Annotated in this window: 26 protein-coding genes; 5 read left to right on the top strand and 21 right to left on the bottom strand. The window is 63.9% G+C overall.

The genetic code is table 11. From position 1 onward, the window contains the following. The first annotated feature begins 53 nt into the window (after window positions 1-53). The 4 genes from GJ700_RS24275 (at window position 54) to GJ700_RS24260 (ending at window position 4,212) form a co-directional block, all read left to right on the top strand. The gene (locus GJ700_RS24275; RefSeq protein WP_154378765.1) at window positions 54-455 is read left to right on the top strand and encodes a hypothetical protein; all 402 of its coding nucleotides are present in this window, start codon (window positions 54-56) and stop codon (window positions 453-455) included. A gap of 14 nt (window positions 456-469) precedes the next feature. Then, window positions 470-1,261 carry a transporter substrate-binding domain-containing protein gene (locus tag GJ700_RS24270; protein ID WP_154378763.1) on the top strand — a complete coding sequence of 264 codons (792 nt, stop codon included), beginning with the start codon at window positions 470-472 and terminating at the stop codon, window positions 1,259-1,261. Further along, the gene (locus GJ700_RS24265; RefSeq protein WP_371868107.1) at window positions 1,261-1,920 is read left to right on the top strand and encodes an amino acid ABC transporter permease; all 660 of its coding nucleotides are present in this window, start codon (window positions 1,261-1,263) and stop codon (window positions 1,918-1,920) included. Before GJ700_RS24270 ends, GJ700_RS24265 begins: the two co-directional genes overlap by 1 nt. A 117-nt stretch (window positions 1,921-2,037) precedes the next feature. Then, complete coding sequence (locus tag GJ700_RS24260) at window positions 2,038-4,212, top strand: putative bifunctional diguanylate cyclase/phosphodiesterase (RefSeq protein ID WP_154378761.1); 2,175 nt, start codon at window positions 2,038-2,040, stop codon at window positions 4,210-4,212. A 225-nt stretch (window positions 4,213-4,437) separates the two neighbouring features. On the opposite strand, the gene GJ700_RS24255 is transcribed toward GJ700_RS24260, so the two are convergent. From GJ700_RS24255 to flgB, 12 genes are all read right to left on the bottom strand, one after another. Further along, entirely contained in the window at window positions 4,438-5,484 is a 1,047-nt protein-coding gene (locus tag GJ700_RS24255; protein ID WP_229507215.1) for a hypothetical protein, read from the bottom strand. 5 nt (window positions 5,485-5,489) lie between these two features. Beyond that, on the bottom strand, window positions 5,490-6,401 hold the full coding sequence (gene flgL / locus GJ700_RS24250) for a flagellar hook-associated protein FlgL (protein WP_154378759.1): 912 nt from the start codon (window positions 6,399-6,401) through the stop codon (window positions 5,490-5,492). Between the two features lie 11 nt (window positions 6,402-6,412). After that, window positions 6,413-7,780, bottom strand: coding sequence for a flagellar hook-associated protein FlgK (gene flgK / locus GJ700_RS24245; RefSeq protein ID WP_154378757.1), 1,368 nt, complete (start codon window positions 7,778-7,780; stop codon window positions 6,413-6,415). 109 nt (window positions 7,781-7,889) lie between these two features. Continuing rightward, window positions 7,890-8,369: a rod-binding protein gene (locus GJ700_RS24240; RefSeq protein ID WP_229507214.1), complete on the bottom strand. Its 480-nt coding sequence runs from the start codon at window positions 8,367-8,369 to the stop codon at window positions 7,890-7,892. A gap of 9 nt (window positions 8,370-8,378) precedes the next feature. Beyond that, window positions 8,379-9,494, bottom strand: a complete 1,116-nt coding sequence (locus tag GJ700_RS24235) for a flagellar basal body P-ring protein FlgI (RefSeq protein WP_154378755.1) — start codon at window positions 9,492-9,494, stop codon at window positions 8,379-8,381. Window positions 9,495-9,503: 9 nt separating this feature from the next. Continuing rightward, window positions 9,504-10,172 carry a flagellar basal body L-ring protein FlgH gene (gene flgH, locus GJ700_RS24230; RefSeq protein ID WP_154378753.1) on the bottom strand — a complete coding sequence of 223 codons (669 nt, stop codon included), beginning with the start codon at window positions 10,170-10,172 and terminating at the stop codon, window positions 9,504-9,506. After that, entirely contained in the window at window positions 10,172-10,963 is a 792-nt protein-coding gene (gene flgG / locus GJ700_RS24225) for a flagellar basal-body rod protein FlgG (protein WP_195763994.1), read from the bottom strand. The genes flgH and flgG overlap by 1 nt, the downstream gene beginning before the upstream one ends. A gap of 14 nt (window positions 10,964-10,977) precedes the next feature. Further along, a complete protein-coding gene (locus GJ700_RS24220) occupies window positions 10,978-11,706 on the bottom strand; it encodes a flagellar basal body rod protein FlgF (protein WP_154378751.1) in 729 nt (242 codons plus the stop codon). Between the two features lie 14 nt (window positions 11,707-11,720). Then, window positions 11,721-12,980: a flagellar hook protein FlgE gene (locus tag GJ700_RS24215; RefSeq protein WP_154378749.1), complete on the bottom strand. Its 1,260-nt coding sequence runs from the start codon at window positions 12,978-12,980 to the stop codon at window positions 11,721-11,723. Window positions 12,981-13,030: 50 nt separating this feature from the next. Further along, entirely contained in the window at window positions 13,031-13,723 is a 693-nt protein-coding gene (locus GJ700_RS24210) for a flagellar hook capping FlgD N-terminal domain-containing protein (protein ID WP_154378747.1), read from the bottom strand. Window positions 13,724-13,726: 3 nt separating this feature from the next. After that, window positions 13,727-14,143 (bottom strand): flagellar basal body rod protein FlgC, encoded by a 417-nt coding sequence (gene flgC, locus GJ700_RS24205; RefSeq protein WP_154378745.1) that lies wholly within the window; start codon window positions 14,141-14,143, stop codon window positions 13,727-13,729. A gap of 32 nt (window positions 14,144-14,175) precedes the next feature. Continuing rightward, window positions 14,176-14,538, bottom strand: coding sequence for a flagellar basal body rod protein FlgB (gene flgB / locus GJ700_RS24200; RefSeq protein WP_154378743.1), 363 nt, complete (start codon window positions 14,536-14,538; stop codon window positions 14,176-14,178). Window positions 14,539-14,711: 173 nt separating this feature from the next. Between flgB and flgA the strand changes: the two genes are divergently transcribed. Next, a complete protein-coding gene (gene flgA / locus GJ700_RS24195; RefSeq protein ID WP_229507213.1) occupies window positions 14,712-15,365 on the top strand; it encodes a flagellar basal body P-ring formation chaperone FlgA in 654 nt (217 codons plus the stop codon). Here the strand turns inward: flgA and GJ700_RS24190 are convergent. From GJ700_RS24190 to GJ700_RS24150, 9 genes are all read right to left on the bottom strand, one after another. After that, a complete protein-coding gene (locus tag GJ700_RS24190) occupies window positions 15,362-16,183 on the bottom strand; it encodes a glycoside hydrolase family 73 protein (RefSeq protein ID WP_154378739.1) in 822 nt (273 codons plus the stop codon). The genes flgA and GJ700_RS24190 overlap by 4 nt on opposite strands. 18 nt (window positions 16,184-16,201) lie before the next feature. Continuing rightward, window positions 16,202-16,636 carry a flagellar export chaperone FlgN gene (gene flgN, locus GJ700_RS24185; protein WP_371868106.1) on the bottom strand — a complete coding sequence of 145 codons (435 nt, stop codon included), beginning with the start codon at window positions 16,634-16,636 and terminating at the stop codon, window positions 16,202-16,204. Then, window positions 16,633-16,911, bottom strand: a complete 279-nt coding sequence (locus tag GJ700_RS24180) for a flagellar biosynthesis anti-sigma factor FlgM (RefSeq protein ID WP_154378737.1) — start codon at window positions 16,909-16,911, stop codon at window positions 16,633-16,635. Before GJ700_RS24180 ends, flgN begins: the two co-directional genes overlap by 4 nt. Before the next feature lie 65 nt (window positions 16,912-16,976). Beyond that, window positions 16,977-17,975 (bottom strand): flagellar motor protein MotB, encoded by a 999-nt coding sequence (locus tag GJ700_RS36280; RefSeq protein WP_371868105.1) that lies wholly within the window; start codon window positions 17,973-17,975, stop codon window positions 16,977-16,979. Beyond that, window positions 17,959-18,882: a flagellar motor stator protein MotA gene (gene motA / locus GJ700_RS24170; RefSeq protein WP_154378735.1), complete on the bottom strand. Its 924-nt coding sequence runs from the start codon at window positions 18,880-18,882 to the stop codon at window positions 17,959-17,961. The genes GJ700_RS36280 and motA overlap by 17 nt, the downstream gene beginning before the upstream one ends. A 54-nt stretch (window positions 18,883-18,936) precedes the next feature. Beyond that, window positions 18,937-19,680, bottom strand: a complete 744-nt coding sequence (locus GJ700_RS24165) for a FliA/WhiG family RNA polymerase sigma factor (RefSeq protein WP_154378733.1) — start codon at window positions 19,678-19,680, stop codon at window positions 18,937-18,939. Between the two features lie 24 nt (window positions 19,681-19,704). Continuing rightward, window positions 19,705-20,178 carry a flagellar basal body-associated FliL family protein gene (locus GJ700_RS24160; RefSeq protein ID WP_154378731.1) on the bottom strand — a complete coding sequence of 158 codons (474 nt, stop codon included), beginning with the start codon at window positions 20,176-20,178 and terminating at the stop codon, window positions 19,705-19,707. 7 nt (window positions 20,179-20,185) lie between these two features. Next, window positions 20,186-22,675, bottom strand: a complete 2,490-nt coding sequence (locus GJ700_RS24155; RefSeq protein WP_154378729.1) for a flagellar hook-length control protein FliK — start codon at window positions 22,673-22,675, stop codon at window positions 20,186-20,188. Next, window positions 22,672-22,950 (bottom strand): hypothetical protein, encoded by a 279-nt coding sequence (locus GJ700_RS24150; protein ID WP_229507212.1) that lies wholly within the window; start codon window positions 22,948-22,950, stop codon window positions 22,672-22,674. The genes GJ700_RS24155 and GJ700_RS24150 overlap by 4 nt, the downstream gene beginning before the upstream one ends. Window positions 22,951-22,960: the final 10 nt, after the last annotated feature.

The raw sequence follows: 22,960 nt of genomic DNA, 5'->3' as shown, positions 1-22,960 counted from the left end.
TTGGCCAGGCGATTGGTTTACACTGCGTGATTCACTTGTACTTTCAGGAAACCATGCAGCACACTGAAACACCGCGCTTCCGTCCCGTACCCTGGACGGCGCTGGAAACCCCTGCCGATGTCGAGTTGTGGATCGCCGAGCACAACCTCGCCATGCAGGAATTGATCGCTCCCCATGAAACCGGCTATGGCGTGTGCTTCACGCTGGCCGAAGGGGGCGAGATTTACATGCAGACCACGCAGGACGGCGCCATCCTCCTCGATGTGACGGAAGAGGCGGAATGGGTCGCGCCGCTGATCGTCGCCATCGGGCAGGTGGAGCCGCCGAAGGGTTCGCTGTGGGTTTTGCCGGACGATAAGCTCGTGCAACTGATCATGGGCTTGTCCGGCCTGATCGCCACGTCCATCCTCGTGGTTGGACGCAATTTCGGGCGGGGCCAGCGCACCCGCTTTTAACGTAAAGGAAATCCATGGCACTGTCCCGCCGCACCACCGTCAAGCTGGCCGCCGCGCTGCTGCTGGCCGCCGCCTCCCAGGTCCACGCCGCCGATTTGCTGGCCACCGTCAAGGCCCGGGGCACCTTGAAAATCGCCACGGAAGGCACGTATCCGCCGTTTAACTACAAGGATGCCAAGACCGGCGAGTTGCAGGGCTATGACGTCGACGTGGCGAAACTGGTGGCCGGCAAGCTGGGGCTGAAACCGGAATTCGTGACGACCGAATGGGCCAGCATTCTGGCGGGACTGGCCAGCGGCAAATATGACGTGATCGTGGCGCAGGTGACGGTCCAGCCCAAGCGGGAACTGGCGTTCGACTTTTCCACGCCCTATACGTATTCCGCGCCGCAGCTGATCCAGCGCCGCGACGACAAGGCGGTCTATGCTTCGCTGGCCGACCTGAAAGGCAAGAAAGTCGGCGTGGGGCAGGGCAGCGTGTTCGAGCAGCAAGCCAAGGCGGCGGGCGGCATCGACGTGCGCAGTTACCCGGCCGCGCCGGAAAACCTGCGCGATTTGTCCGTGGGCCGGATCGATGCGGCGCTGAACGACAGCCTGATGACGGCTTACCTGCTGAAAACATCGGATTTGCCGATCCGCGCCGGCGCCAAGGTCGGCACGGTGGAACGCGCGGCCATCCCGATCAAGAAGGGCAACCCGGAATTCAAGGCCGCGATCAATAAAGCGCTGGCCGAGGCGGCGGCGGACGGCAGCCTGAAAGCCATTGCCGTCAAGTGGTTCGGCACGGACGTCAGCAAGGCGCCCTAGTGGATCTCCTGACGCTGTTGCAGGAAGCGGCCCCCGTCATGCTGAAGGGCGCCGGCTATACGCTGGTGTTCGCCATGGCGGCGATGGCGGGCGGTTTGCTGATCGGCTTCCCGGTCGCCGTGCTGCGCATCCTGCCGTGGCGCCTGCTGTCATGGCCGGCCGCGATTTATGTCAGCCTGATGCGGGGCACGCCGCTGCTGGTGCAATTGTTCGTGATTTATTACGGCTTGCCCGGCATCGGCATTGAATTCACGCCGGTGACCGCCGGTATCCTGGCGCTGAGCCTGAACGCGGGCGCGTATCTGTCGGAAAGCTTGCGCGGCGCGATCGCGTCGGTGGCGCGCGGCCAGTGGTGGGCCAGTTATTCGCTGGGGCTGGGTTACCGCGACACGCTGGTGCACGTGGTCATGCCGCAGGCGCTGCGGGTGGCGGTCCCCGCCATGAGCAACAGCCTGATCAGCCTGATCAAGGATACGTCGCTGGTATCCGTGATCACGATGACGGAATTGATGTTGTCCACCAAGGAAGTGATTGCCACCACCTTTCAGCCGCTGCCGTTGTACATGGCGGCGGCCGCCATCTACTGGGTCATGAGCCTGGCGTTCGAAGCGCTGCAGCGCCAGGCGGAACGCCGCTTGAACCGCCCGCACACGCGCTAACTTCCCGGTGACTTCCTGTTGTGTTCGTACACTCGACACACCCGGAGGGGCATGCTAGTCTAGGTTTAAAGATCGCGCACGATCTACCGGCACGGCATTCCACGATAAGGCGGTGGCATGGACAAGCAATTGCATGCATCGGTGTTGCAGTCCTCCGACCTTCTGCGGCCGGTGTTGGGGGATGCGCCATTGGCGGTTCATGGCCCCGGGTCGCTGGATGACCTGGCGCTGACGCCGGAACGGGCCCGCTACGAGCAAGACCAGGCGTATTTCAACGATATCCACCTGCTGGCTCCTGTTGGTTACTTTGTGCTGGCGTTCGACACCACGATCCTGCAAATGAATATCGTGGGCGCGGATTTGCTGGGCCTGCGGCGCAATACTGCCGGCCAGGTGTTGTTCCGCCAGTTTGTCGCGCCCCGCTTCCTGTCTGACTTCGATGCCTTCATTCGCGACGCGGCCAATACCAGCAACCCCCAGCGCTGCGATTTGCAGCTGACCCATGGCCGTCCCGGCGACACGGGTTTTCCCGCATCGTTGCGGGCCAGCGCGGACGGCAGTGGCCAGGCCATCCGCGTGGTGCTGGAACCGGCGGAAGGCAAGCTGGCCGCGCTGGAAAAAAGTGAAGAACGGTTCCGCCGCATCGTCCACAGCGCGGAAGAGGGCATCTGGGAAATCGATGCGCAGGCGCGCACGTCGTTCGTCAATCCCAAGATGGCGTCCATGCTGGGCTACAGCATCGAGGAAATCCTGGACCAGCCGCTGGTGGCCTTCATGGACGATGAAGGGCGCGCCATCCTCGAGCGCAATATCGCGCGCCGCCAGCAAGGGATCGCGGAGCGCCACGAATTCAAGTTCATCCGCAAGGATGGCAAGGAATTATGGGCCACCCTGGCTACCAATCCCATCTTTGACAATGCGGGCGCCTACATGGGCGCCCTGGCGCTGGTGACCGATATCACGGCCAGCCGCCAGTCGGCCGAACTGATCTGGCAACAGGCGAATTTCGACCAGTTGACGGCGCTGCCGAACCGCCACATGTTCCATGACCGGCTGGGGCAGGAAATGAAGAAGGCGCGGCGCGAAGGCTTGCTGCTGGCGCTGCTGTTCATCGACCTGGACGGCTTCAAGCTGATCAACGACACCTATGGCCACGAGCAGGGCGATGCGCTGCTGGTTGAATCGTCGGCGCGCATCACCGCGTGCGTGCGCGCCACCGATACGCTGGCGCGGCTGGGCGGCGATGAATTTGTCGTCATCGTGTCGGGCCTGGACCACGCGGCGTCGGTGGACCGCGTGGCGCAAAACATCATCACGTCGCTGCGCCAGCCCTTCCGCCTCGAAGGGGGCGATGGCTGCGTGTCGGCCTCGGTCGGCATCGCGCTGTTCCCGTCGGACGCGTCCGACGCGTCGGAATTGCTGCGCCACGCGGACCAGGCCATGTATGCCGCCAAGAATGCGGGCCGCAACCGCTACCATTACTTCACGCCGGATTTGCAGCAAGCCGCGCAGCGGCGCCAGCGGCTGTCGACGGATTTGCGCCACGCGCTGGCGGCCGGCCAGTTCGAACTGTATTACCAGCCCATCGTCAACCTGAACACGGGCATGATCGAGCGGGCCGAGGCGTTGCTGCGGTGGCGCCACCCGGAGCGGGGATTGCTGCATCCCCACGATTTCATGCCGTATGCGGAATCGTCCGGGCTGATCGTGGAAATCGGCGACTGGGTCTTCCGCCGCGCGGCGGAACAGGTGCGTGAGTGGCAAAAGGAACTGGGCCGCCCGTTCCAGGTCAGCATCAACCAGTCGCCCGCGCAATTCCGTGGCGCCGGGGCCGGAGACTGGCTGGAACACGTGGAGCGGCTGGACCTGGCGCCCCGTTCCATCGTCATCGATGTGACGGAAAATGTGTTGATGGACGATGCGGCGGAAGTGCTGGAGCGCCTGCGTCATTACCGCGCCATGGGCTTGCAGGTGGCGCTGGACGATTTCGGCACCGGCTATGGCTCGATGGCACACTTGCGCAAATTCGATATCGACTTCGTCAAGATCGACCGCTCGCTGGTGCAGGACATGGTGGGCGATTCCGGCGACCTGGCGCTGTGCGAAGCGCTGATCGTCATGGCCCATAAACTGGGCTTGAAGGTGGTGGCCGAAGGGGTGGAGACACCCGCGCAGCAGGCGCTGCTGGTGGCGGCCGGCTGCGACTATGCGCAGGGCTATGTGTTTGCCCATGCGGTGCAAGCCAACAAATTCGCCGGCATGGCGAGGAACGGCTTGCCGCGTTTGCCGTAATGCCGCTACCTCGGAAAACCTGGAGGTTCTGAATAAATCGCGGACGGCCTCGCGTAGGGCGGTTTCCGCCTGCGGAAGCCGCCATGCGTGCGCCGCCGCTGGCGCCAGCAGCACCGGGCCGCACGCAATGGCGGCAAGCCTTCGGCTTACCGCCCTACAAATGCAAACGGACCCGAAGGTCCGCTTAAACAATTCATTGCCGCACGGCAATTCTTCGCGGTATAATTACATCCGCAGCCCCAGCAGCGCCATCACGCGGTCGCGGTTAATGCCGGTCAGCGCCGACGTCAGGCTCAGCAGCGAGGAGTAGCTGGGCTCGTTCGCGGTCGTGACAAAATTCTGCGCCGCCTGGTCCATGCCGGCCGCACTGACTTCGGGCATGGCGGAATTGGCGCGCTGCGATGCATCGGCCAGCGCCAGGTTGACCTTGGACAGCGCCGCTTCCACGTGGGCCAGCGCCTGAATCACTTGCTGCAAGGTCTGGCGGATCATTTCCGCGTCATTCGTGTGCCATTGTTCCGGCATGATGACGGGCGGTTCCGGATCGGTCCGGACGCGGTTCAACTGGCCGGTCGGGTAGCGGATGCCGCCGCCCTGGATCGCCATCGTATCGCGCACATTGGTCCAGTTCGATTCCGGCGTGGTAAATTCCAGGTCGCCGTTATCGGCCAGCGATACGCTGATATTGACAGGCGCCAGCGCCTGGTTGAAGCGGGCAATGATTTCTTCGTCCGACAAGCCCGGTTCCAGCTGGACCGACCGCAAACCCTGCGCCCCGTTACCGACAGCAATGGCCAGCGTTTCGCGGGCGCCGTGACGCAGGTTACCCATAGTCATGCCTCGCACTTTGAAGCGCTGCTGCGATTCATTGCTGCTATAGCTGAGCTGGCTGTCCAGGGTGCCGCCGGATGCTTCCTGGCGGTTGCGCCAGGTATCGCTGAACTGGCGGACGCGGGCTTCCGCCTGGCCGTCGCGGCCCGAACGGTTGGCCAGTTTGGCGGACAGCTCCGCCTTCAGTGCGCGCAGCTGGGCGGCGCTTTGCTCCAGGAAATCAACGGCTTGCTGTGCACCCGAAATGTCCCGCTGCAACGGCTGGTCCCAATTGCTCAGGCCGCGCCGGGCCACCGGAGCAGGGGCGCCCGGGGCGCCGACCTGCTCTGGCGCAGCGGATTGCCCTACCGAGCCGGTCGCATCGACCTTGCTGGCAGAGCTGGTCTTGCTGCCCGAGGGGGCGGCAATTCCGCTGGAACTGGTGCGCTGAGCGATTTGCATGCGAGTTACAGTACGTTAAAGAGGGACAGGTTGCTTACTTTGGCATACGCCTTGTAAGTGGATTGCAAAGCAATATTGTAGCCATTCAAATCCGTTGCGGCCACACCGTAGTCCAATTTCCCCAGGTCCGTCAGCGCCATCTGGTTCGACAGGCTGACATTCGCGTGGTTATCGGCCAGGGTGGCCATGATGTTCTGTGCGCCGCCCAAATCCGCGATCTTCGTGGAAATCAGGTTCAGCGTATCGTCCGCTCCCACCAGGTTTGCCTGCAACAGGGCGCGCATGGTCGGGTCGTTCGACGATACACCGGCTTGCAGTCCGTCGAGGGTGGCGTCGATTTGGTTCAGGAACGATTCCAGTCCCTTCACATTGACGTTCGCGGTTTGCGAAATCCCGTTGCCCACCACGACTTCCTGCTTGCCATCATTGCCAGTATAGGTGTAACGGGAACCGGGCGCAGCATTTTCATCGAACGTGATCGCGTCCGTGGCGGTCAGCGTGCCGGAGAACACGAAACGGCCTTCCGCATCGCGCACGTTGGCGCTGTACATCATCGAATCGCGCAGCGACGTCAGCGATTGCTTCATCGATTGCAAGTCGTCCGGCGTCACGGAACCGCCGTCCAGTGCCCACACCAGCAAGTCGCGCACCTGGTTGATGTCGCCAACGGTACTGGTCAGGAAGGTTTCATTCTTTTGCAGGCGGATTTTCACCGCGTCGATATTCGCGCGGTACTGGCCGATTTGCGCTTCCTCGCGGTTCAGGCGGGAGATGCGCACATTGGTCAGCGGGTCGTCGGACGGCACCATGACGGCGGCGCCGGACGCCATTTGTTCGGTCAGCTTGCTGATTTTGTCCTGGTTGACGGACAGCGAGCGGTTCATCGAAGCCTGGAATTGGGAAGTGGCGATGCGCATGATATGGCTCCTCAGAACATTCGCAGGGTGGAGTCAAACAGCTCATTGGCGATGGCGATCGCCTTCATGTTCGCCTGGTACATCTTCTGGTATTCCATCAGGTTGACCGCTTCCTCATCCTGGTTGACGCCGGACGTCGATTTCCAGTCGTCTTCCGCCTGTTGCCGGATCGTGTCCGCTGTTTTCAGCAGCGCCTGGTTTTGCTGGCTGTCGATGCCCAGCTTGCCGACCAGCTGCGTGTCGGCGTCGGCCACCAGCACCGAACCGATCGACGACAGCGAGATGCTTTGCGTGCGGATGCCGATCAAGCCTTGCAGGTTGGCGCTGTCGCCCGGCGTGCCGTCGGCGGAAAACGCCAGCTGGCTCGCCTGGAAGGCGGGGTCGATTTGCAGCATGCCGGTGGTGCTGGACGCATTGAAGTTGAACAGCGCAACACCGGGATTACCGTTGACGTCGAAGCCGGACAGCAATTGCGCATTGACCTTGGCCGACAGCTGGTCCGCCATGTCGACGATCGATTGCTGGATCGGCGCCAGGATCGTGTTCTTGTACGACGACAAGCCGCCCATCTGGCCGCCCATGGCGCTGTCGTCCAGGTCGAACGACGTCTGGTTGAACGTCAGGTTCAGCACGGGGCCTTCGGCAGTCTGGTGGAACGCCATCACCGAACCCTGCGGGCCGATCACCAGCGGCTGGCCGGTGCGCAGCGACACGCTGCGCGAACCGTCGGGCTGCTCGATGACTTCGATCGACAGTTTCGACGCCAGGCGGTCGATGGCCTGGTCGCGTTCGTCGACCAGCGCCGACACGTTGGTGCCCAGCGCTTCGGCGCCGATGACTTTCTGGTTCAGGCGGGCGATGGCGTCGATGTCGGCGTTGATATTCGGAATCAGGGCCGCGCGCTGCTGGTCGATCGACAGGCGCTGGTTCGCCATCACGTTATAAATACTGTTGAAGTGCTGCGACATGGCGTTGGCCGCCGTCACCACTTGCTGGCGCAGCGGGGTCGACGTCGGATCGACACCGGCTGCATTCAATGCCTTGAAGAACTGGTCGACACCTGCGCTGATGCTGGACTGGTCGTCGCCCATCACGCGTTCGAGTTGCGACAGGTAAGGCTGGTTCTGGCTGTACTGGCCCTGGTCGCTGGCGGCGCGCCACAATTGCTGGCTCTTGTAGGCATCGGAAAACCGGGTCAGGCCCGTCACTTCCACGCCCATGCCGGGCGTCTTGCTGGTGATGCCGGGCGCCACCGAAGCAAGGTTCACGCCCTGGCGCGTGTAGCCCTTGGTTTGTAAGTTGGCAATGTTCTGGCTGGTCGTCGACAGCGCGGTTTGCGCGGCGAGTGCTCCGGACAGTGCGTTATTGATGATGCTCATGTAGCAAGTCTTTCCAGGTAGGGGCCGGGAGAGCCTTGCGTGTGCATGGTGTCCGGCCGGTTATCTGTTAAAGGCGACCGTCGCCGGCCGGACATTAAATCGGAGATGATTATTTTGTGTCCGGCAACACTTTGCGTTGCCCTTCGGAAAGAGGCATGGCGGGTGCGGCGGGGTGGAGCGGGAGGGCGGCGCCGTCCGGCGCGGGCGCCGGTGCGGCTGGCGGCAACAGTTGCCGCAGGATGGCGTCGGCAATGCCGAACGCGCGCCGGCCGGCCATCTGGTCGGCCACCAGGTTGTCGGCCATGTCCAGCATGTCGTCGTTGGTCTTGTCGCGGTGGCCGCTGTCGTCTTCCTGCAAGGTGCGGCCGGATGCGCGCATCTGGTGCATCATGTGCGAAATGAAGAACGATTCGAACTTCACCGCCGCTTCGGTGGCCTTGGCGCGGTAGGTCGGGTCGACGGGATTGGCGGCGGCGGCCGTTTCCGCCGCCTGGGTGGCCGCATCCTTGATGGGCGCCAGCCCATCCTGCTTGCCCATGTCCAGTTGGCGCGGGATGAGCGGGGCGAGGCGGTTTTCCAGGTTAGCCATCGTTATTCCTTAAATCACCACCAATTCGCCTTCGATGGCGCCGGCCTGGTCCAGCGCTTGCAGGATGGCCATGATGTCGTCCGGCGTCGCGCCCAGGCTGTTGATGGTGTCGATTATGGTTTGCAGGCGCGCGCCGCCCGGCCATTTGAACGTTTGCGCGGCATTCTGGTCGACGCTGACCTGCGATTGCGCCGACGCCTGCGTGGTGCCGCCCTGCGACAGCGCGTTGGGCTGGCTGACCTTGGTGCTTTCCTCGATCGTGACTTTCAGCGAACCGTGCGTGACGGCGGCCGGGCGCACGCGCAAGCCTTCGGCGATCACCACAGTGCCGGTGCGGGAATTGAACACGACTTTCGGGGTTTCGTCGCCGACGTCGATCGGCAGCGATTGCAACTTGGCCATGAACGCCACGCGCTGGGTCGGATTTTCCGGCGCCACCACTTCGACGCTGGTGCCATCGTTGGTGGTGGCGATCTGGCCGAACTGGCGGTTGATGGAGTCGACGATATTGGTCGCGGTCTGGAAATGCGGGTGGCGCAGCGACAGGCGTACCGACGGCTTGGTGGCGAAATCGGTCGCGATCTCGCGCTCGATGATGGCGCCGTTCGGGATGCGGCCGGCGGTCGGCGTATTCACCGTGACGGACGAGCCGCTCTTGCCGCCGGCGGCGAAGCCGCCCACCACGACATTGCCCTGGGCCAGCGCATACACTTCATTGTCGGCGGCTTTCAGCGGCGTCAGCAGCAGGGTGCCGCCCCTTAAACTTTTCGCATCGCCCAGCGACGACACCGTGATGTCGATGGCCTGGCCACGGCGGTAGCCGGGCGGGAACACGGCGGACACCATGACGGCGGCCACATTCTTGCTCTTCGCATCGGTACCGTCCGGCATTTTCACGCCGAACTGCTTCAGCATGTTGATGACGGACTGGCTGGCGAACTTGACCTGCGTGGTGTCGCCGGAGCCGGCCAGGCCGACCACCATGCCATAGCCGACCAGCGGATTTTCCCGCACGCCTTCCACGGTAATCAGGTTGCGCAGGGTTTGCGCGGCGTGCACCGGCATGGCGGCGGACAGCATCGCCGTGGCGGCGAAGGCGAGGGTGGCAAACAAACGGTGTTTCATGGTGTCACCTTAGAACGGCATCAGCGGACCGGTAAAGAAGCGGGTCAGCCACCCGGGCGAATTGGATTCGGCCAGGGTGCCGGTTCCGGAGTAGGCAATGCGCGCATTGGCAATGCGCAGCGACGAGACCTTGTTGTCGGCATCGATGTCGGCCGCGCGCACAAAGCCGCGCAGGCGGACGAATTCTTCGCCCTGGTTCAGGGTCAGCAGTTTTTCACCGGCCAGCTTCAGCAAGCCGTTCGGCAACACTTCCTGCACCACCACGGTGATGGCGCCGGACAGCGCGTTTTGCTGCGTGCTGGTGGCGTCGCCTTCGAACGTGCGGCCCGCATTCAGGTCGATGGCGGCCTTGGCGAACGTTTTGCCGAGCAGGCTGGGGGCGGCCACGTTGACGCCGGAATCCTTGCTGAACTTGGTGCCGGCGGATTTCGACGCGTTGGTGGTTTCTTCCAGCAACACGGTGACGACATCGCCGACGCGGAAGGCGCGGCTGTCGGAATACAGCGAGACACCGGAATCCGGCGCAAACACGCCGCCGGACGTGCCGCGCGCGATCGGCTGCGGCGAGCGGCCCATGGCGGGCGCTTCGTCGAACGGGCCCGGCCGCACGGCTGGCGGCTGGACCGCAGCGCAGCCGGTCAGCACGATGGCGACGGCTGCGGACAACAGGGTTTTCATTATCGTGCAGCCTGGGCCAGGTATTGCAGCATGTTTTCCGCTGCGGACAGGACTTTGGTGTTCATTTCATATGCGCGCTGGGTGGCGATCATGTCGACCATTTCTTCCACCACCTGCACGTTCGAACCTTCCAGCGCGCCTTGCTTCAGCTTGCCGAACTGGTCAGTGCCCGGGTTGCCTTCGGTCGGCGTACCGGACGATGCGGTTTCCGCGAACAGGTTGTCGCCCAGCGCCTGCAGGCCGGCCGGGTTGATGAACGACGTCAGGGTCAGCTGGCCCACCACGGTCGGGGTGGGGGAGCCTGCCGTGGTGGCGGACACCGTGCCGTTTTCCGCGATGGTCACCGCGGTGGCGTTGGCGGGAATCGTGATTTGCGGCACCAGCGGCAAGCCCGACGCGTTGACCAGGATGCCGTTGGCATCGAGTTGCAACTGGCCGGCGCGGGTGAATGCCGGTTCGCCGTTCGGACGGCGCACTTGCAGGAAACCCTGGCCATTGATGGCCACGTCCAGCGCGTTGGTGGTGGTCTGGATGCTGCCGTTGGTGAAAATCTTGTGCGTGCCGACCACTTGCGTGCCGTTACCCAGCTGCACGCCGGACGGCGACAGCGTGTTGTTGTCCGCGCGCTGCGCACCAGGCTGCTGTTCGATCGAATAGTGCAAATCCTGGAACGACACGCGGTCGCGCTTGAAGCCGACCGTGTTGGCGTTGGCCAGGTTGTTGGCGATCGCCTGCAGTTTGGCGTCCTGTGCCTGGATGCCGGTCTTGCTGATCCACATTGCGGGATTCATGATTTACTCCTTGTTTATCCGCCGACCAGGCGGTTGCCGGCCTCGGTCATCTTGTCGCTGGCCTGGAACATTTTCATTTGCACGTCGAAGGTGCGGTTCAAACTCATGACGGCGACCATTTCTTCCACGGCCGACACGTTACTGCCTTCCAGGAAACCGCTGCGCACCTGCACGTTGGGATCGGTTTGCAGCGGCTGGCCGTTGCGCGCCACCAGCAGGCCGGACGCGTTCTTGGTCATTTCCGACCCTTCCGCATTGACCAGCTTGAGCTTGTCGACCACCGTCATGTTGGTGCCGCCCGGCGGCTGGATGGAAATCGTGCCGTCCAGGCCGAATTCCACGCGCGAATGGGCCGGCAACCGGATCGGGCCGCCACCGCCCAGCAGCGGCAAGCCGTTGACCGTCATGGTGCCGTCCGCGTCCAGCGTGATGCTGCCGGCGCGGGTGTAGGCTTCGCCGCCACCGGCCATCTGCACGGCGAAATAACCATTGCCGCCGATCGCCACGTCCAGGTCGCGCCCCGTGCTTTTCAGGACGCCCGCCTTGGTGCTGATCGAATCGGCCTGCATTTTCGCGCCGTGCCGGTCATCGTAGCCATACCCCGGCATGGCCTGGGTGGTGGCCAGCGCCATGGTGGCGCGGAAGCCGGCCGTGTCGATGTTGGCCAGGTTGTTGGCGTGCACCTGTTGCCCGCGGAGCGCCAGTTCGGCGCCCGTCAGGGCGGTGTAAATCAATGCGTCCATGATTTACCGGGCGATTACATGGCCTGCATCAGCGATTGCAGCACGGTGCTTTCCGTCTGCAGCACTTTGGAGTTGGCCTGGTAGTTGCGCTGCGCCGTCATCAGGCCCACCAGTTCGGTGGTGACGTCGACGTTCGACTGTTCCAGCGCCGACGTGGTCAGCGCGCCGGCCATGCCCACGCCCGGGGTCGTGTACAGCGGCGTGCCGGATGCCAGGTTGGCGGACCAGCTGGTGTCGGAAATCGGCGTCAGCGAGGTTTCCGAAGGGAAGGTCGCCAGGGCGATCTTGCCCACGGTCTGGCGCTGGCCGTTCGAATACTTGGCGATCAGCGAACCATCCTTGTCGATTTCCGTGCCGGTGAAGTTACCCGCGCCATAGCCGTCGGCCTTGTTGACGGAAGTCGATGCTTCGCCTGCGAACAGCGTGCCGCCCATGTAATCGATGGACAGCGCCAGTTCCGGCGCGCCCGTGCTCTTGTAGTCGGCCGGGATGGTCAGGGTGTGGACCGGTGTCGGATCGGTGTTGACGGCGTTGCCGTCGATCTGATCCAGCGTGCCGTCGGCCTTGAAGGTCAGGGTCGACGTGCCGAAGTCGGTCGAGGTGCCGTCGCCATCCACCGAGTAGTGCACCGTCACGGTGTTGGCGTCGGTGCGCACGAAGTATTGGGTGATGCTGTGCTGGTTGCCGCGGGCATCGTAAGCGATGGACACGCGCGACATGTTGTACGAGCTTGGGTCAGGCGTCACCGCTGGCGATGCGGCCGGATCCGGCGAGGTGTATGCCACGGCCGGCACTTTCCAGTCGGCCGAGAAGTTGCTGGTGTAGCTCAGTTTGGTGGTCGGCACGGCGGCAATCTGGCCGGCCGGCACGGTCAGGTCGCCCAGCGGGCCCAGCACGGTGGAACCCACTTCTTGCGCGAAACCCTGCACGCGGCGGCCGCTCTGGTCGACCAGGAAGCCGTTGGCGTCCGAATCGAAGATGCCGACGCGGGTGTATTGCGGCGCGCCCAGGCCATCCTTGACCACGAAGAAGCCGCGGCCATTGATGGCGGCATCCATGCCGCGGCCGGTTTGCGTGGTGCTGCCGATGGTGCCGATGCTTTGCGAAATGGAACCGATCTTGGTGCCCGATGCCTGGTCGCCCGCATATTGCGATGCGAAGTTGGCGCGGCTGGACTTGAAGCCGAACGTGCCGGCGTTGGCGATGTTGTTGGAGATGGTACCCAGTTGTTCGTTAATAGCCTGGATGCCAGACATTGCGATATCGAAGCCCATGATGGATTCCTTTCAGAACAGAAGTAGCGTAGTGATGTGGCTAAGTTGGCTCAGTTAGAGCTGGCAACCGTGGATTTGCCATTGAAGGCGGATATGGCGCTCGGCGAAACTTCACCGACTCCTGCAACGTTCAGCAAGACGGCGCCACCCGAACCCAGGCGGACGCTGTTCAGGCGTCCCGTGAGTTCCAGTGGCGGGCTTTCCTTGGTGCTGGTTTCGACGCGCATCTTGTAATCGCCATATGGCAGGCCCAGCGCGGCCGGGTCCAGCACGAACGGCACATTGCCCGCGGCTTGCATGCCGAGGCTGACTTTATGTTCGACACCATCGACGCCGGTCAATACCAGCGTGGTCGCGGTGCTGCCCGAGCCCAGCGTGAAGCTGCCGCGCGCCGGCGTGCCGCTCAGCGACACGGTTTCAGCGGACACGGTCAGGTCGGAGCCGACTTGCGCACCCAGCGACAGCGCCTGCATGCCTTGCAGGACGGTGGCGTTGGTGCTGGTCAAGGTCGACAGCTTTTGCAGCGCTTCGGTTTGCGACAGTTGCGTCAGCTGCGACACGAAGGCGGCCGGGTCGTTGGGTGACAGCGGATCCTGGTTTTGTACTTGCGCCACCAGCAGCTTGGTGAACATCAGCGACGTTTCCGTGCCGGTTGCCAGCGGGTTGGTGCCGACCGCCGTCTGGCCGGCCGCGGCGCTGGCGCCACTGTTGGCGCTGCTATTGGTGAACAGATTGGTTTGCATGGATTAGCCCTCGCCCAGTTTCAGCAGCGACTGCTGCATGCCGCGGATGCGGCCCAGCACTTCGACATTGGTTTCAAACGCGCGCGCGGCCGACATCATGTCCGTCATTTCCGCCACCTGGTTCACGTTGGGATAAAACACCATGCCTTCCGCATTGGCCAGCGGATTGCCCGGTTCATACACGCGGCGCAGCGGCTCGTTGCTTTCCACCACGTCGACCACTTGCACGCGGCCGCCGGCGCCTTCGCCAGCGCCTTCCTGCATCATCGTGGCAAACACGGGCTTGCGCGCACGGTAGGTCTGGCCTTCGCTGCCCGCTACGGACTCGGCGTTGGCAAGGTTACTGGCGACGGTATTCAGGCGCACGGTTTGTGCCGCCATGGCGGAACCGGCGATTTGCGAAATATCTTTGAAGCTCATGGTGCGGCCCTCTTGGAGTGGGGTCTGGAGTTCTATTGTCCGTTGATGGCTTTGGCCAGGCCCTTCAGCTTCATGTTGATGAAGGTGAGGCTGGTGCCGAATTCCGTGGAGTTTTGCGAGAACGCTGCCTGTTCAACACCGATCTCGACGGTGTTGCCGTCGCGGGTGGGGTGGAAGGGAACGCGGTACATGCGGCCCTCATCGCCTTCGAACGTGGGTTCGCCTTTTTGCGTCGCCTGTGTATTGGCCAGCATGGCGCCGAAATTCATGTCCTGGGCCTTGAAGCCCGGCGTGTTTTCATTCGCGATATTGGTGGCCAGGATGCGCGTGCGGTCGGCACGCAAGTGAAGTGCATCGGCATGCATGCCGATGGCGTCCTTGAAGTTAATTCCCATAGCGCCTTCCCCCTGTTAACTCGCTGTCGCCCATGTACAATTGCACCGCAGCGTACTAGGTATCGCCACTGCGCAACGCCACCGTAATAGTAAAGGTATTATTGCTCATGTTCAACAAACCCATTGTACCCCGGTTCGTGCTGCTGTTGTCGGTCGGCATGCCAAATCTTTGCATGGCAATATCGAGTTCAGACCAGATTGTGGCGCAGGTGGAACAGGTTGCCAAAGAGCAGTTATCAAGGAGTGCAGAATCGGCTGGATGGCGTGACGCGAAGTTCGAAGTCGCGGCCGTCGTCACGCGCACGGTCCCGCCGTGCAAGGGGAAAGTCGCGGTGGAGGCGGCCGATGTCAGGCAGCCAACGCGCATGCGGCTGATCGCGGAATGTCCGGGCGCCGACGGTTGGAAATATGACTTCATCGTGCGCGCCAAAGTCACGGCGACGGTGGCCGTGATGGCGGCCGATGTTCCGGCCGGTAAGCCGGTGGCGGCGGCCGACGTGGCGTTCGAGCGGCGCGACATCACGCTGGTCACGGATACCGTGGCCGATGAATCCACGTTGCTGGGCATGTCGGCGCGGCGCTCGCTGCGCAATGGCGAATTGCTGCGCCAGAGCATGCTGGTGGAAGCGCAGGTGATCAAGCGGGGCGATCCCGTGCGCATCGTGGCGCGGCGTGAACAGATCGAAGTGAGCATGGCGGGGGAGGCGCTGGATCCCGGTGCGCGCGGCACGGTGATCCGCGTGCGCAACGTCAGTGGCACCGTGATACGGGCCCGGATCACGGGCAGCGGAACAGTGGAACCTGCCGAGCTGCCCATGGTGAATTAATCCCCTGTAGGCTGCACCGGCTGCCGCCGTTGCAGCTGGGTTGCCAGTTTCATTAATTTATCCGCATACGACGGGTCGGTGGCGTAGCCGCCGCGCGCCACGCCTTGCGCAAAGGCCCGCGCGTCGGACCCCGTGTTCAACGCGTCGCGGTAGCGCGGGTTGTCGACCAGGACATTGGCGTAGTCGCGGAAGGCGCTGGCCGTATCCGGGTAGCTGCGGAATTTTTCGACTTTCTTCATCGGCAAGCCATACGCATATTCCGTGGTGGCGGCGGACGTGACGCCCCCTTGCCACTGGCTGCCGGCCTTGATGCCGAACAGGTTGTTGCTGGCGCCCAGTGGATGCTGGCCCCAGCCCGATTCCAGCGCCGCGTGCGCCGCCACCAGTTCCGGCGCGACGCCCAGCTTTTGCGCCGCTTCCGTGGCCCACGGCATGATGGATTCGAGGAATTCTTTTTGCGATGCGCTGTTGGCATTGTTCAGGGTGGCCGCCATGATGGCGCCGCTGCTGTCGGCCATGCCGGCCGCGCGGGCGCGCATGGCCAGCGACGCCGAACTTTGCGACGGCAGCACGCCCGGTTCCGGGCTCACGGCTTCCTGGATAAAGGCCGCCACGTCGCGCTGCGCCTTGCTGAACGTGGTGTTGCCGCCGGACGCGAAGGGCGCGTTCATGGCTGCCATGGATGTGGAAAATGAGGCGGCAAACGACGCCGACGCGCCGCCGGTGGCCGCGGTCGGACGCACATTACTGAGCGTGGCCGCCGTGGCCTGGGTCGGCCGGGTGGTGGCGGTGAACGCGGTGAAATCAGGACGGCTCATGTTCAAACAGGGTATCGGTTAAACCGGTTCGTAAATCTGGTTATCGCCATGCAGCACGCGCTGCATGATGGAATATTGCTCGACCATCAAATCGGTATTGCGTTTGCCCAGCCGCTTGCATTCTTTCGCCATGGTTTCCAGTGCCAGCCAGTCGGCTTCCAGCCGCTTGCGCGCATCCGGCTTCAGCAAGGCATAAACGTCGGCCATGCGGGCTTCCGGTCCGGCAACGGCTTGCGCCAGCGCGACACGTTCGCGGCGGCGTTGTTCCATGGTATCGACCAAAACAGAAATTTCTTCAGCCAATTCATTGAGGTGCTGTGCCTGGCGGCGCAGCGCGGCGGCAAATTGCCGCTCCAGCAACGCCTGCAACGCCGTGTAGGCTTGCTGGTCGGCCGCCACCCCCTGCAACAAACTCTGCAACGCGTCCTGGCGCGTCGGTGCGACATTACTCACTTGTCAGTTCCCATATGGAAGCGCTGCACCAGGCCCGCCAGGCGGTCCGGATCGAACGGCAGTTCGCCTTTCGCCAGCGCATCGCGCAGCATGGCAATCCGGTCCAGGTCCATTTCCGGCATCTCTTTCAAGGCGGCCATGGCTGGCTGCAATACGGCCGATTGCATTTCGGCAGGTTTGTTGCTGGTGGCGGGGGCTTGCGGGCCTTCCGCCGGGGCATTGTCTGCGACACGGTTGACGGAAAAGGCGTCACCGATCCCGGAAGAAATTCTCATACGCTGACCTCTTGTCTTCGAGATGCTCATCTTAACCCGCCTTACGCTGGCGAGCGTAGTTTCGTTCAATTTCCATTGTTGCGGCCTGTCCCGTATTTGCCTTCCGGACCCAGCTTGTTGCGTAGTTGCTGCAAAGCATTCGCATCCGGCACGGCGGTACTGATTTCGCCACCCAATCCATGGCTGTTGCCAGGCATGCCAAACATGGCGGACACCGCCCTCGATTGTTCCGGCGTCAGGATCAACAGTTCGATGCGGCGGTTGACGCCCGCATCGGCTTTTTGCGTATCGATCGGCGCGCGGTCGGCCATGCCCACCACCTGCAGCACGCTGTCCTTGCGCATGCCGCCGGACAGCAGCACCGAGCGGGCCGCCATCGCGCGGTTGGACGACAGCGTCCAGTTCGAATAAGCAAAGTAACCGGTGTCCGCATACTGCGTCGAATCCGTGTGGCCGACCACCAGCATCCGGTTTTCCATGCGCTCGAACAACGGACCCATCTGTTTCAGCAAGTTGTTGAAACGGTCGGTCGGGATGGCGCTGCCGCGCACGAACATGCCTTGTTTATCCGTGTCGTGCAGCATCACGCGCAAGCCGTATGGCGTAATGACGGATTCCAGATTTTGCGCCAGGCCCGCGTCCGTGCTCATCTTGGCCAGCGCTTTCGACAGTTTTTGCAAGTCGCCCGGGGTTTCATAGCTGACGCGGGCATCCTGGATTTCCGACGAATCCGCACCGCTGGCCAGCGCCGTGCCGGGGGCGTCGGTTTTACCCGTGCGCGGCATGGGGAAGCGCTCGATCAGGCTGCCGCGCGGGCCGCCCACCTGTTCCGGCATCACGCCTTTACCCTGGTCAGTCTTGTTACCGTCCGCCTCGGTCAGGATGTGTTGCAGGGATTCCGTATTCCTCGCCGCCATCAGCCACAGCACGAGGAACAGGCACATCAGTGCAAGGCAAAAATCGGCGAACGCCACTTTCCAGGCGCCGCCGTGATCGTCATGCGCGTGCTTGCCGCCGCCGCGCTTGACGATAGTCTGCTCATGTTTCTCATGCGGCTTTTGCACGGCCACCTCCCCGGCGCGAGCCTGAACCGGCGTCCGGTTCGCTGTCGCGGCCTTCCAGCTCGTTGATCCAGCGTTCCAGCTGGGCGAAGCTTGGTTTCACGTTCAGCGCCACCAGGCGGCGGCCCGCGTCGATCGCCAGCAGTGGCGGTTTGCCCGCCACGTGCGTCACCAGCACGACTTTCACGCATTCCTTGTTGGACGCTTCCTGGTTGACCAGTTGCTTCATCACGTTGGAAATTGGATCCAGCACGCCGTAGCACAGGAAAATACCGATGAAGGTACCGACCATCGCGGCGCCCACGTGTTCCGCGATTTCGCCTGACGTGGCGCCTTCGGACACGGTGCTCATGGTAATCACGATACCCAGCACGGCCGCCAGAATGCCGAAGCCCGGCATTGCTTCGCCGATCTTGCCGATGGACTTGGCCGGCTGGTTCATTTCTTCATGGATGGCTTCCAGTTCCTGCTCCAGCACGCCTTCCAGTTCGTGCGCGTTGATCTTGCCCATTGCCATCAGGCGGAAGTTGTCGACGATGAACGCCAGCAATTTCGATTCTTCCAGCACCAGCGGGTAGCGCTGGAACAGTGGCGAATCCTTCGGCGCCTCCACGTGCGCATCCAGCGCTTTCAGGCCGCCGGCCGCCAGTTGCAGCAGTTCATACATCAGCAGCAGTAACTGGCGCTGGAATTCCGAGTCATATTTCTTGCGCACCACCACTTTTTTCAGCTGGGCGCCCATTTCCGCCAGCACGTGCTTGGGATTGCCAATCACAATGGCGCCGGCGCCCGCGCCGGCAATCACGATCAATTCGATCGGCTGCCAGATCTGGTGGAATGCACCACCCATCATGGCAAAGCCGCCGAACACGGAGCCCAGCACAATCATGATGCCTAAAAAGACTTGCATAATAGAACGCCTTTCTGCTTATTAACTTGGTTTCCTTGCATCCACCGCAGCGGATCAGGCGCTCTTGAGCACCGCTTTCATCTTGTTCAGCGCGGCCTTGTTCAACTGGCACACGCGCGCGTCCGTCAAATCCAGCACGGCAGCGATTTCTTTGTAGCTGAGCTCGAATTCGTAATACATTTGCACCACGCGCTGTTCCCGTTCGTCCAGGCTCATCAGGGCCTGGGCGAGGCTGCGCCGCACGATCAATTGTTCTTCCGGGCTGGGCGTGCTTTCGCCGCCGCCTCCCAGCGTGTCCTGCAAGACTTCGTCGAAACTGGCCAGCAATTCCGCGCTTTCATCGAGCTGGTACGCCTGGTATTCCTCGGGTGTGAGTTTCAGGTGCGTGATGATTTCCCGCTCATCGGGTTCATGGCCCAGCTTGCGCGTCAGTTCGCGCACGGCGTCGCGCAATTTATGGCTGTGCTGGCGCACGGCGCGCGGCCGCCAGTCCTGGCGGCGCAATTCATCGAGGATGGCGCCGCGGATGCGCAGGCTGGCATAGCTGCCAAAGGCCGCGTCCGGTTCGCCATAGCGGCGCAACGCTTCCAGCAAGCCCATCAGCCCGATCTGCTCCATGTCGTCGCGGTCGATGGCGCCGGCAATCTGCGAATTGAGCTGGCGTACGATGCGTTTCACCAGCGGCGCATAGGAAAGCAGGTGCTTCTGCTCGTCAGCCACGCTGTGCGTGACCGGCGCGCTGCCCGCGTCGCCATAGCTCTCGGCATATGCGTCCGGGTATTGTTCTATGTAGCCCATGCCTGTCCCACCCATGTTTTGGCTTTATTCCACAATCAGTTTGCCGATCATCACTTCGCTGAACGGCTTTTCACGCTTATCCCTGGCGTAGGTTTCTTCGAATGCCTTGTTCAATTCTTCCGAGAACTGGTCGATCGACATCGTTGACGCTTTGGCCATCGGCAGCGACGACAGGGCTTTGACGGCCACGCTGCGCAACAACGGCAAATGTTCCTTGCATTCTTTTTCCTGCTTGGCGGTGGTGGCGATCACCAGGTCCGCCGACAGGTAGTGCGTCACACTTTCGCCTTCGCTGCGCCTCAGCATGACAATCACCTTTTCCACGGTGATGTACTTGGGTGGCTCGGTGTTGGCCGGCTTCGCTTCTTCATGCTTGGCCTCGGCCTTACCGTTTTCCGCCGCCGGCGCTTTCTTGCTCAGGTACCACCAGGCACCGCCCGCGACTCCGACGCCCACCAGCAGCGCCGCCACCACTGCAATCACCAGTTTTTTATTCATCTATAAATTACTCCCGATTCATTGCAAAGGTAGAGGACGCGTTGTCGCCATCCGACAGGGCGCGGCCCGGGTTGCGTTGTTCCTGTTCGCGGCCTTGCTGCTGGCGTGCGTTGCCGCCGCCATCGGCCAGGTTCTGGCCGGCGTTGCCGCGCGATGCGGACGCGACCGTCACGGTCACATCCGTGAAATTACGCTGTGACAAGTCCTGGCGCACGCTGTCGCTGATGGTGTTCAGCTGGCGCAATACTTCGGAATTGTTGGCGGTAATCGCCACCTGCAGCGAACCCTGCGTATGGCGGATAGCAATTTCCACGCGGCCCATATTTGGCGGGTCCAGCGTGATGACGGCTTGCTCGCTGCCGCGCTGCATTTGCAATTGCAGGCGGTCGCCCAGCGCGGCGCGCAGCGGTTGCTGCCACTGCTCCGGCTCGCCGGACAGTTTCAATACATTCGATGGCTGGCCTTGCGGCTGGGCCGCGCCAATGGCGGCGCCCAGGTTCAACTGGTGCAGCGACGTGAACGATGCCGGCGCCACATTGCTGTCGGCGCTGGCGGCAAGGGTCGCGGTACCGGCGCCCGGCGCGGCGGCGGCGGCCAGTGCGGCGCCGCTGAACGTGGTTTCCGCGCGCGGCATGCCGGTGGCGCGGCGCGCCAGCATCTGGTCGGCCGCTTGCTGGACGGGTTCCGGCACGGCCGGGACATCGGCCGGCTGGGCTGCCGATGCGGCCGATGGCGCCGCCGTCGGCGTATCGCCGGTGTCGGATGGCGCACTTGCCACGGCCGGAGCGGTTGGCGCCGACGTGGCCGTATTGGCGGTAGCGAGGGACGCCGCACCGGACGTGCCGCCGGCCGACGCGCTCGAAGCGGTAGCCGAAGCGCGTACCGGTTGCGCGGATGGCGCGGACGTGCCGCCCATGCGCACCGGGGCGGTTGTCCCCGGCACAAAGGCGGGGGCGGCGACGGGCGCTGCCGTGGTATTGGTATAAGCCGGAGCCGTCGTTGGCGCGGCATTGACCGCGGCGGCAGTCGGTGTCGCGGCGGCACTCCAGTTGGCGCCGGCGGCCGCCGGCGCTGCGGTGCCCGGAGCGGCGGTACCGGAGGCCTGGTTGAATGCGGCGGCGGCCATGGCTGCCGCCGTCGGGGCGGCGGTGGCGGCATTCGGCGCTGGCGCGGCTGGCGCGGCCGTGCTCGCTTGCGTTCCCGCCGCCGTGGCGAACGTGGTCACTGGGGCCGCGGATGGTGCAGCGGTTGCGCCGGTATTGGCGCTGGCAGCGCGCGCGACCGGCGCCGCCGTGCCGGGTGCGGTAGTGCCGGCCCAGGCCATGGCGGTGGGTGCGGCCGTGACCGGTGCGTTGGCGCCGGTGGCGTATTGGGGGGCCGCAGGTACGGCAGTGCCCGCCATCAGTGGCGCGACTGTGCCAGGTGCAACAGTGCCAGGAGCCGCGGAGGGCGCCAGCGCCGCGGGTGCGGACGTGGCGCGCTGTACCGCATCCACGCTACCGGAGGCGCGGGGCGCGGCCGTTGCCATCGTGCCCGTTGCCATGGCGGGAGCAGCGGTGCCGGAGACGTAGGCGTTTGGCGCGGCGGTGCCGGGAGCGGCGGTTGCCGCAGTACGGAAGGCTGCACCAGATGTTGCGGGCGCCGAGGGCGCCGCCGTGCCAGCGGCATTGGCGGCGGAGCGCACCGCTGCGGATGGCGCTGCCGTCGCGGCTTGCGGCGCACCCGAAGGTGCCGCGGAGCCGGCGGCAGTCGGCGCTGCGGTCGCTGCCGCACTGCCCGCAGCTGCTTGCGGCGTCAACGATGGCGCGGCCGTGCCGGGCGCCGCCGTGGCGTAACCATTGGCGTTGGCGGCAGGCGCTGCGGATGGTGGCGCGGACTGGGCGCCCTGGACTGGCGCGCCGGCCGGGGCGGCCGGCGGCACCGGCTGTGCATTCAATACCGGTTGCGCAGGTTCGGCGGACGGCGCCGTCCAGCCATAACCGGCGGGTGCGGCGCCTGCCGGTCCCATGTCGAAGGCGGCGCTGCGCGCGGCCCCCGTGGCTGGGGCCGCGCCGGCGCCACCCACGGCGCCAACCGCACCCACGCTATCGGGCGCCTGCGGCGCCGCGGTACCGGGTCCGCCGGCAGTGGCAGGGGCCGCCGTTACAGGCGCGGCCGTGCCAGGAGCGAAGAAGGCAGCCATGCCGGGCGGCAGCATATTCTGTGCAGCCAGGACCAGCGTGGAATCCGGCGCGGCGTCCGGCGCCGGCGTTTCACTTTCCGGGGCGGCTGCGGTATCCGGTGCGCCGACGGGCAGCGCCGCCGTGGCAATATCCAGCAATTGTGCAAAAGGCAGCGGCGCGCCGGTTGGCGCGCCAGGGATCGCTGCGGCATCGGGAACAGGCGCGGCACTGGCCGGCGCGACGGCGGCGCCACCCGGTATCAGGTCCAGCAAAGGCTGGCCGGGGAGGGCGGAGGCTGCCGGGTTGGCGGGCACAGATGTCGTAATCAGAGTCATGCGGTGGTTCCGGTTGCAGCGGGTTCGCTGTTGAGGGCATAGGCCAGCCAACCCTCCTTGTTAGCCTGCATTTCCGCCAGGTGCTTGCCCAGCTCGTCACTGGCGTTGCGTGCGCGCAAAATCGCCTGGTTGTGCAATTCGCGCAGCGACGCCAGCGCGGCGCGCTCGGCGGGCGTCCATGGGCCCTGCGCCGCCATGGCGGGCAGCGAGGACGCCATTAACGTATTGATCGCCGCAAGCGCTTTCCAGTCGGAAGCGTTGGTTGCGGCGCTCATTTTTTGGCCC

Source organism: Pseudoduganella rivuli (assembly GCF_009674485.1).
Lineage (GTDB): Bacteria > Pseudomonadota > Gammaproteobacteria > Burkholderiales > Burkholderiaceae_D > Rugamonas > Rugamonas rivuli_B.
This window is presented reverse-complemented; position numbering and strand designations above follow the sequence as displayed.

Bases quoted from the DNA above. Each gene is read 5' to 3' on its own strand.
- GJ700_RS24275 (WP_154378765.1), top strand. From the start codon at position 54: ATGCAGCACACTGAAACACCGCGCTTCCGTCCCGTACCCTGGACGGCG.
- GJ700_RS24270 (WP_154378763.1), top strand. From the start codon at position 470: ATGGCACTGTCCCGCCGCACCACCGTCAAGCTGGCCGCCGCGCTGCTG.
- GJ700_RS24260 (WP_154378761.1), top strand. From the start codon at position 2,038: ATGGACAAGCAATTGCATGCATCGGTGTTGCAGTCCTCCGACCTTCTG.
- GJ700_RS24255 (WP_229507215.1), bottom strand. From the start codon at position 5,484: ATGCAAATCGCTCAGCGCACCAGTTCCAGCGGAATTGCCGCCCCCTCG.
- flgL (WP_154378759.1), bottom strand. From the start codon at position 6,401: ATGCGCATCGCCACTTCCCAATTCCAGGCTTCGATGAACCGCTCGCTG.
- flgK (WP_154378757.1), bottom strand. From the start codon at position 7,780: ATGAGCATCATCAATAACGCACTGTCCGGAGCACTCGCCGCGCAAACC.
- GJ700_RS24240 (WP_229507214.1), bottom strand. From the start codon at position 8,369: ATGGCTAACCTGGAAAACCGCCTCGCCCCGCTCATCCCGCGCCAACTG.
- GJ700_RS24235 (WP_154378755.1), bottom strand. From the start codon at position 9,494: ATGAAACACCGTTTGTTTGCCACCCTCGCCTTCGCCGCCACGGCGATG.
- flgH (WP_154378753.1), bottom strand. From the start codon at position 10,172: ATGAAAACCCTGTTGTCCGCAGCCGTCGCCATCGTGCTGACCGGCTGC.
- flgG (WP_195763994.1), bottom strand. From the start codon at position 10,963: ATGAATCCCGCAATGTGGATCAGCAAGACCGGCATCCAGGCACAGGAC.
- GJ700_RS24220 (WP_154378751.1), bottom strand. From the start codon at position 11,706: ATGGACGCATTGATTTACACCGCCCTGACGGGCGCCGAACTGGCGCTC.
- GJ700_RS24215 (WP_154378749.1), bottom strand. From the start codon at position 12,980: ATGGGCTTCGATATCGCAATGTCTGGCATCCAGGCTATTAACGAACAA.
- GJ700_RS24210 (WP_154378747.1), bottom strand. From the start codon at position 13,723: ATGCAAACCAATCTGTTCACCAATAGCAGCGCCAACAGTGGCGCCAGC.
- flgC (WP_154378745.1), bottom strand. From the start codon at position 14,143: ATGAGCTTCAAAGATATTTCGCAAATCGCCGGTTCCGCCATGGCGGCA.
- flgB (WP_154378743.1), bottom strand. From the start codon at position 14,538: ATGGGAATTAACTTCAAGGACGCCATCGGCATGCATGCCGATGCACTT.
- flgA (WP_229507213.1), top strand. From the start codon at position 14,712: ATGGCAATATCGAGTTCAGACCAGATTGTGGCGCAGGTGGAACAGGTT.
- GJ700_RS24190 (WP_154378739.1), bottom strand. From the start codon at position 16,183: ATGAGCCGTCCTGATTTCACCGCGTTCACCGCCACCACCCGGCCGACC.
- GJ700_RS24180 (WP_154378737.1), bottom strand. From the start codon at position 16,911: ATGAGAATTTCTTCCGGGATCGGTGACGCCTTTTCCGTCAACCGTGTC.
- motA (WP_154378735.1), bottom strand. From the start codon at position 18,882: ATGCAAGTCTTTTTAGGCATCATGATTGTGCTGGGCTCCGTGTTCGGC.
- GJ700_RS24165 (WP_154378733.1), bottom strand. From the start codon at position 19,680: ATGGGCTACATAGAACAATACCCGGACGCATATGCCGAGAGCTATGGC.
- GJ700_RS24160 (WP_154378731.1), bottom strand. From the start codon at position 20,178: ATGAATAAAAAACTGGTGATTGCAGTGGTGGCGGCGCTGCTGGTGGGC.
- GJ700_RS24155 (WP_154378729.1), bottom strand. From the start codon at position 22,675: ATGACTCTGATTACGACATCTGTGCCCGCCAACCCGGCAGCCTCCGCC.
- GJ700_RS24150 (WP_229507212.1), bottom strand. From the start codon at position 22,950: ATGAGCGCCGCAACCAACGCTTCCGACTGGAAAGCGCTTGCGGCGATC.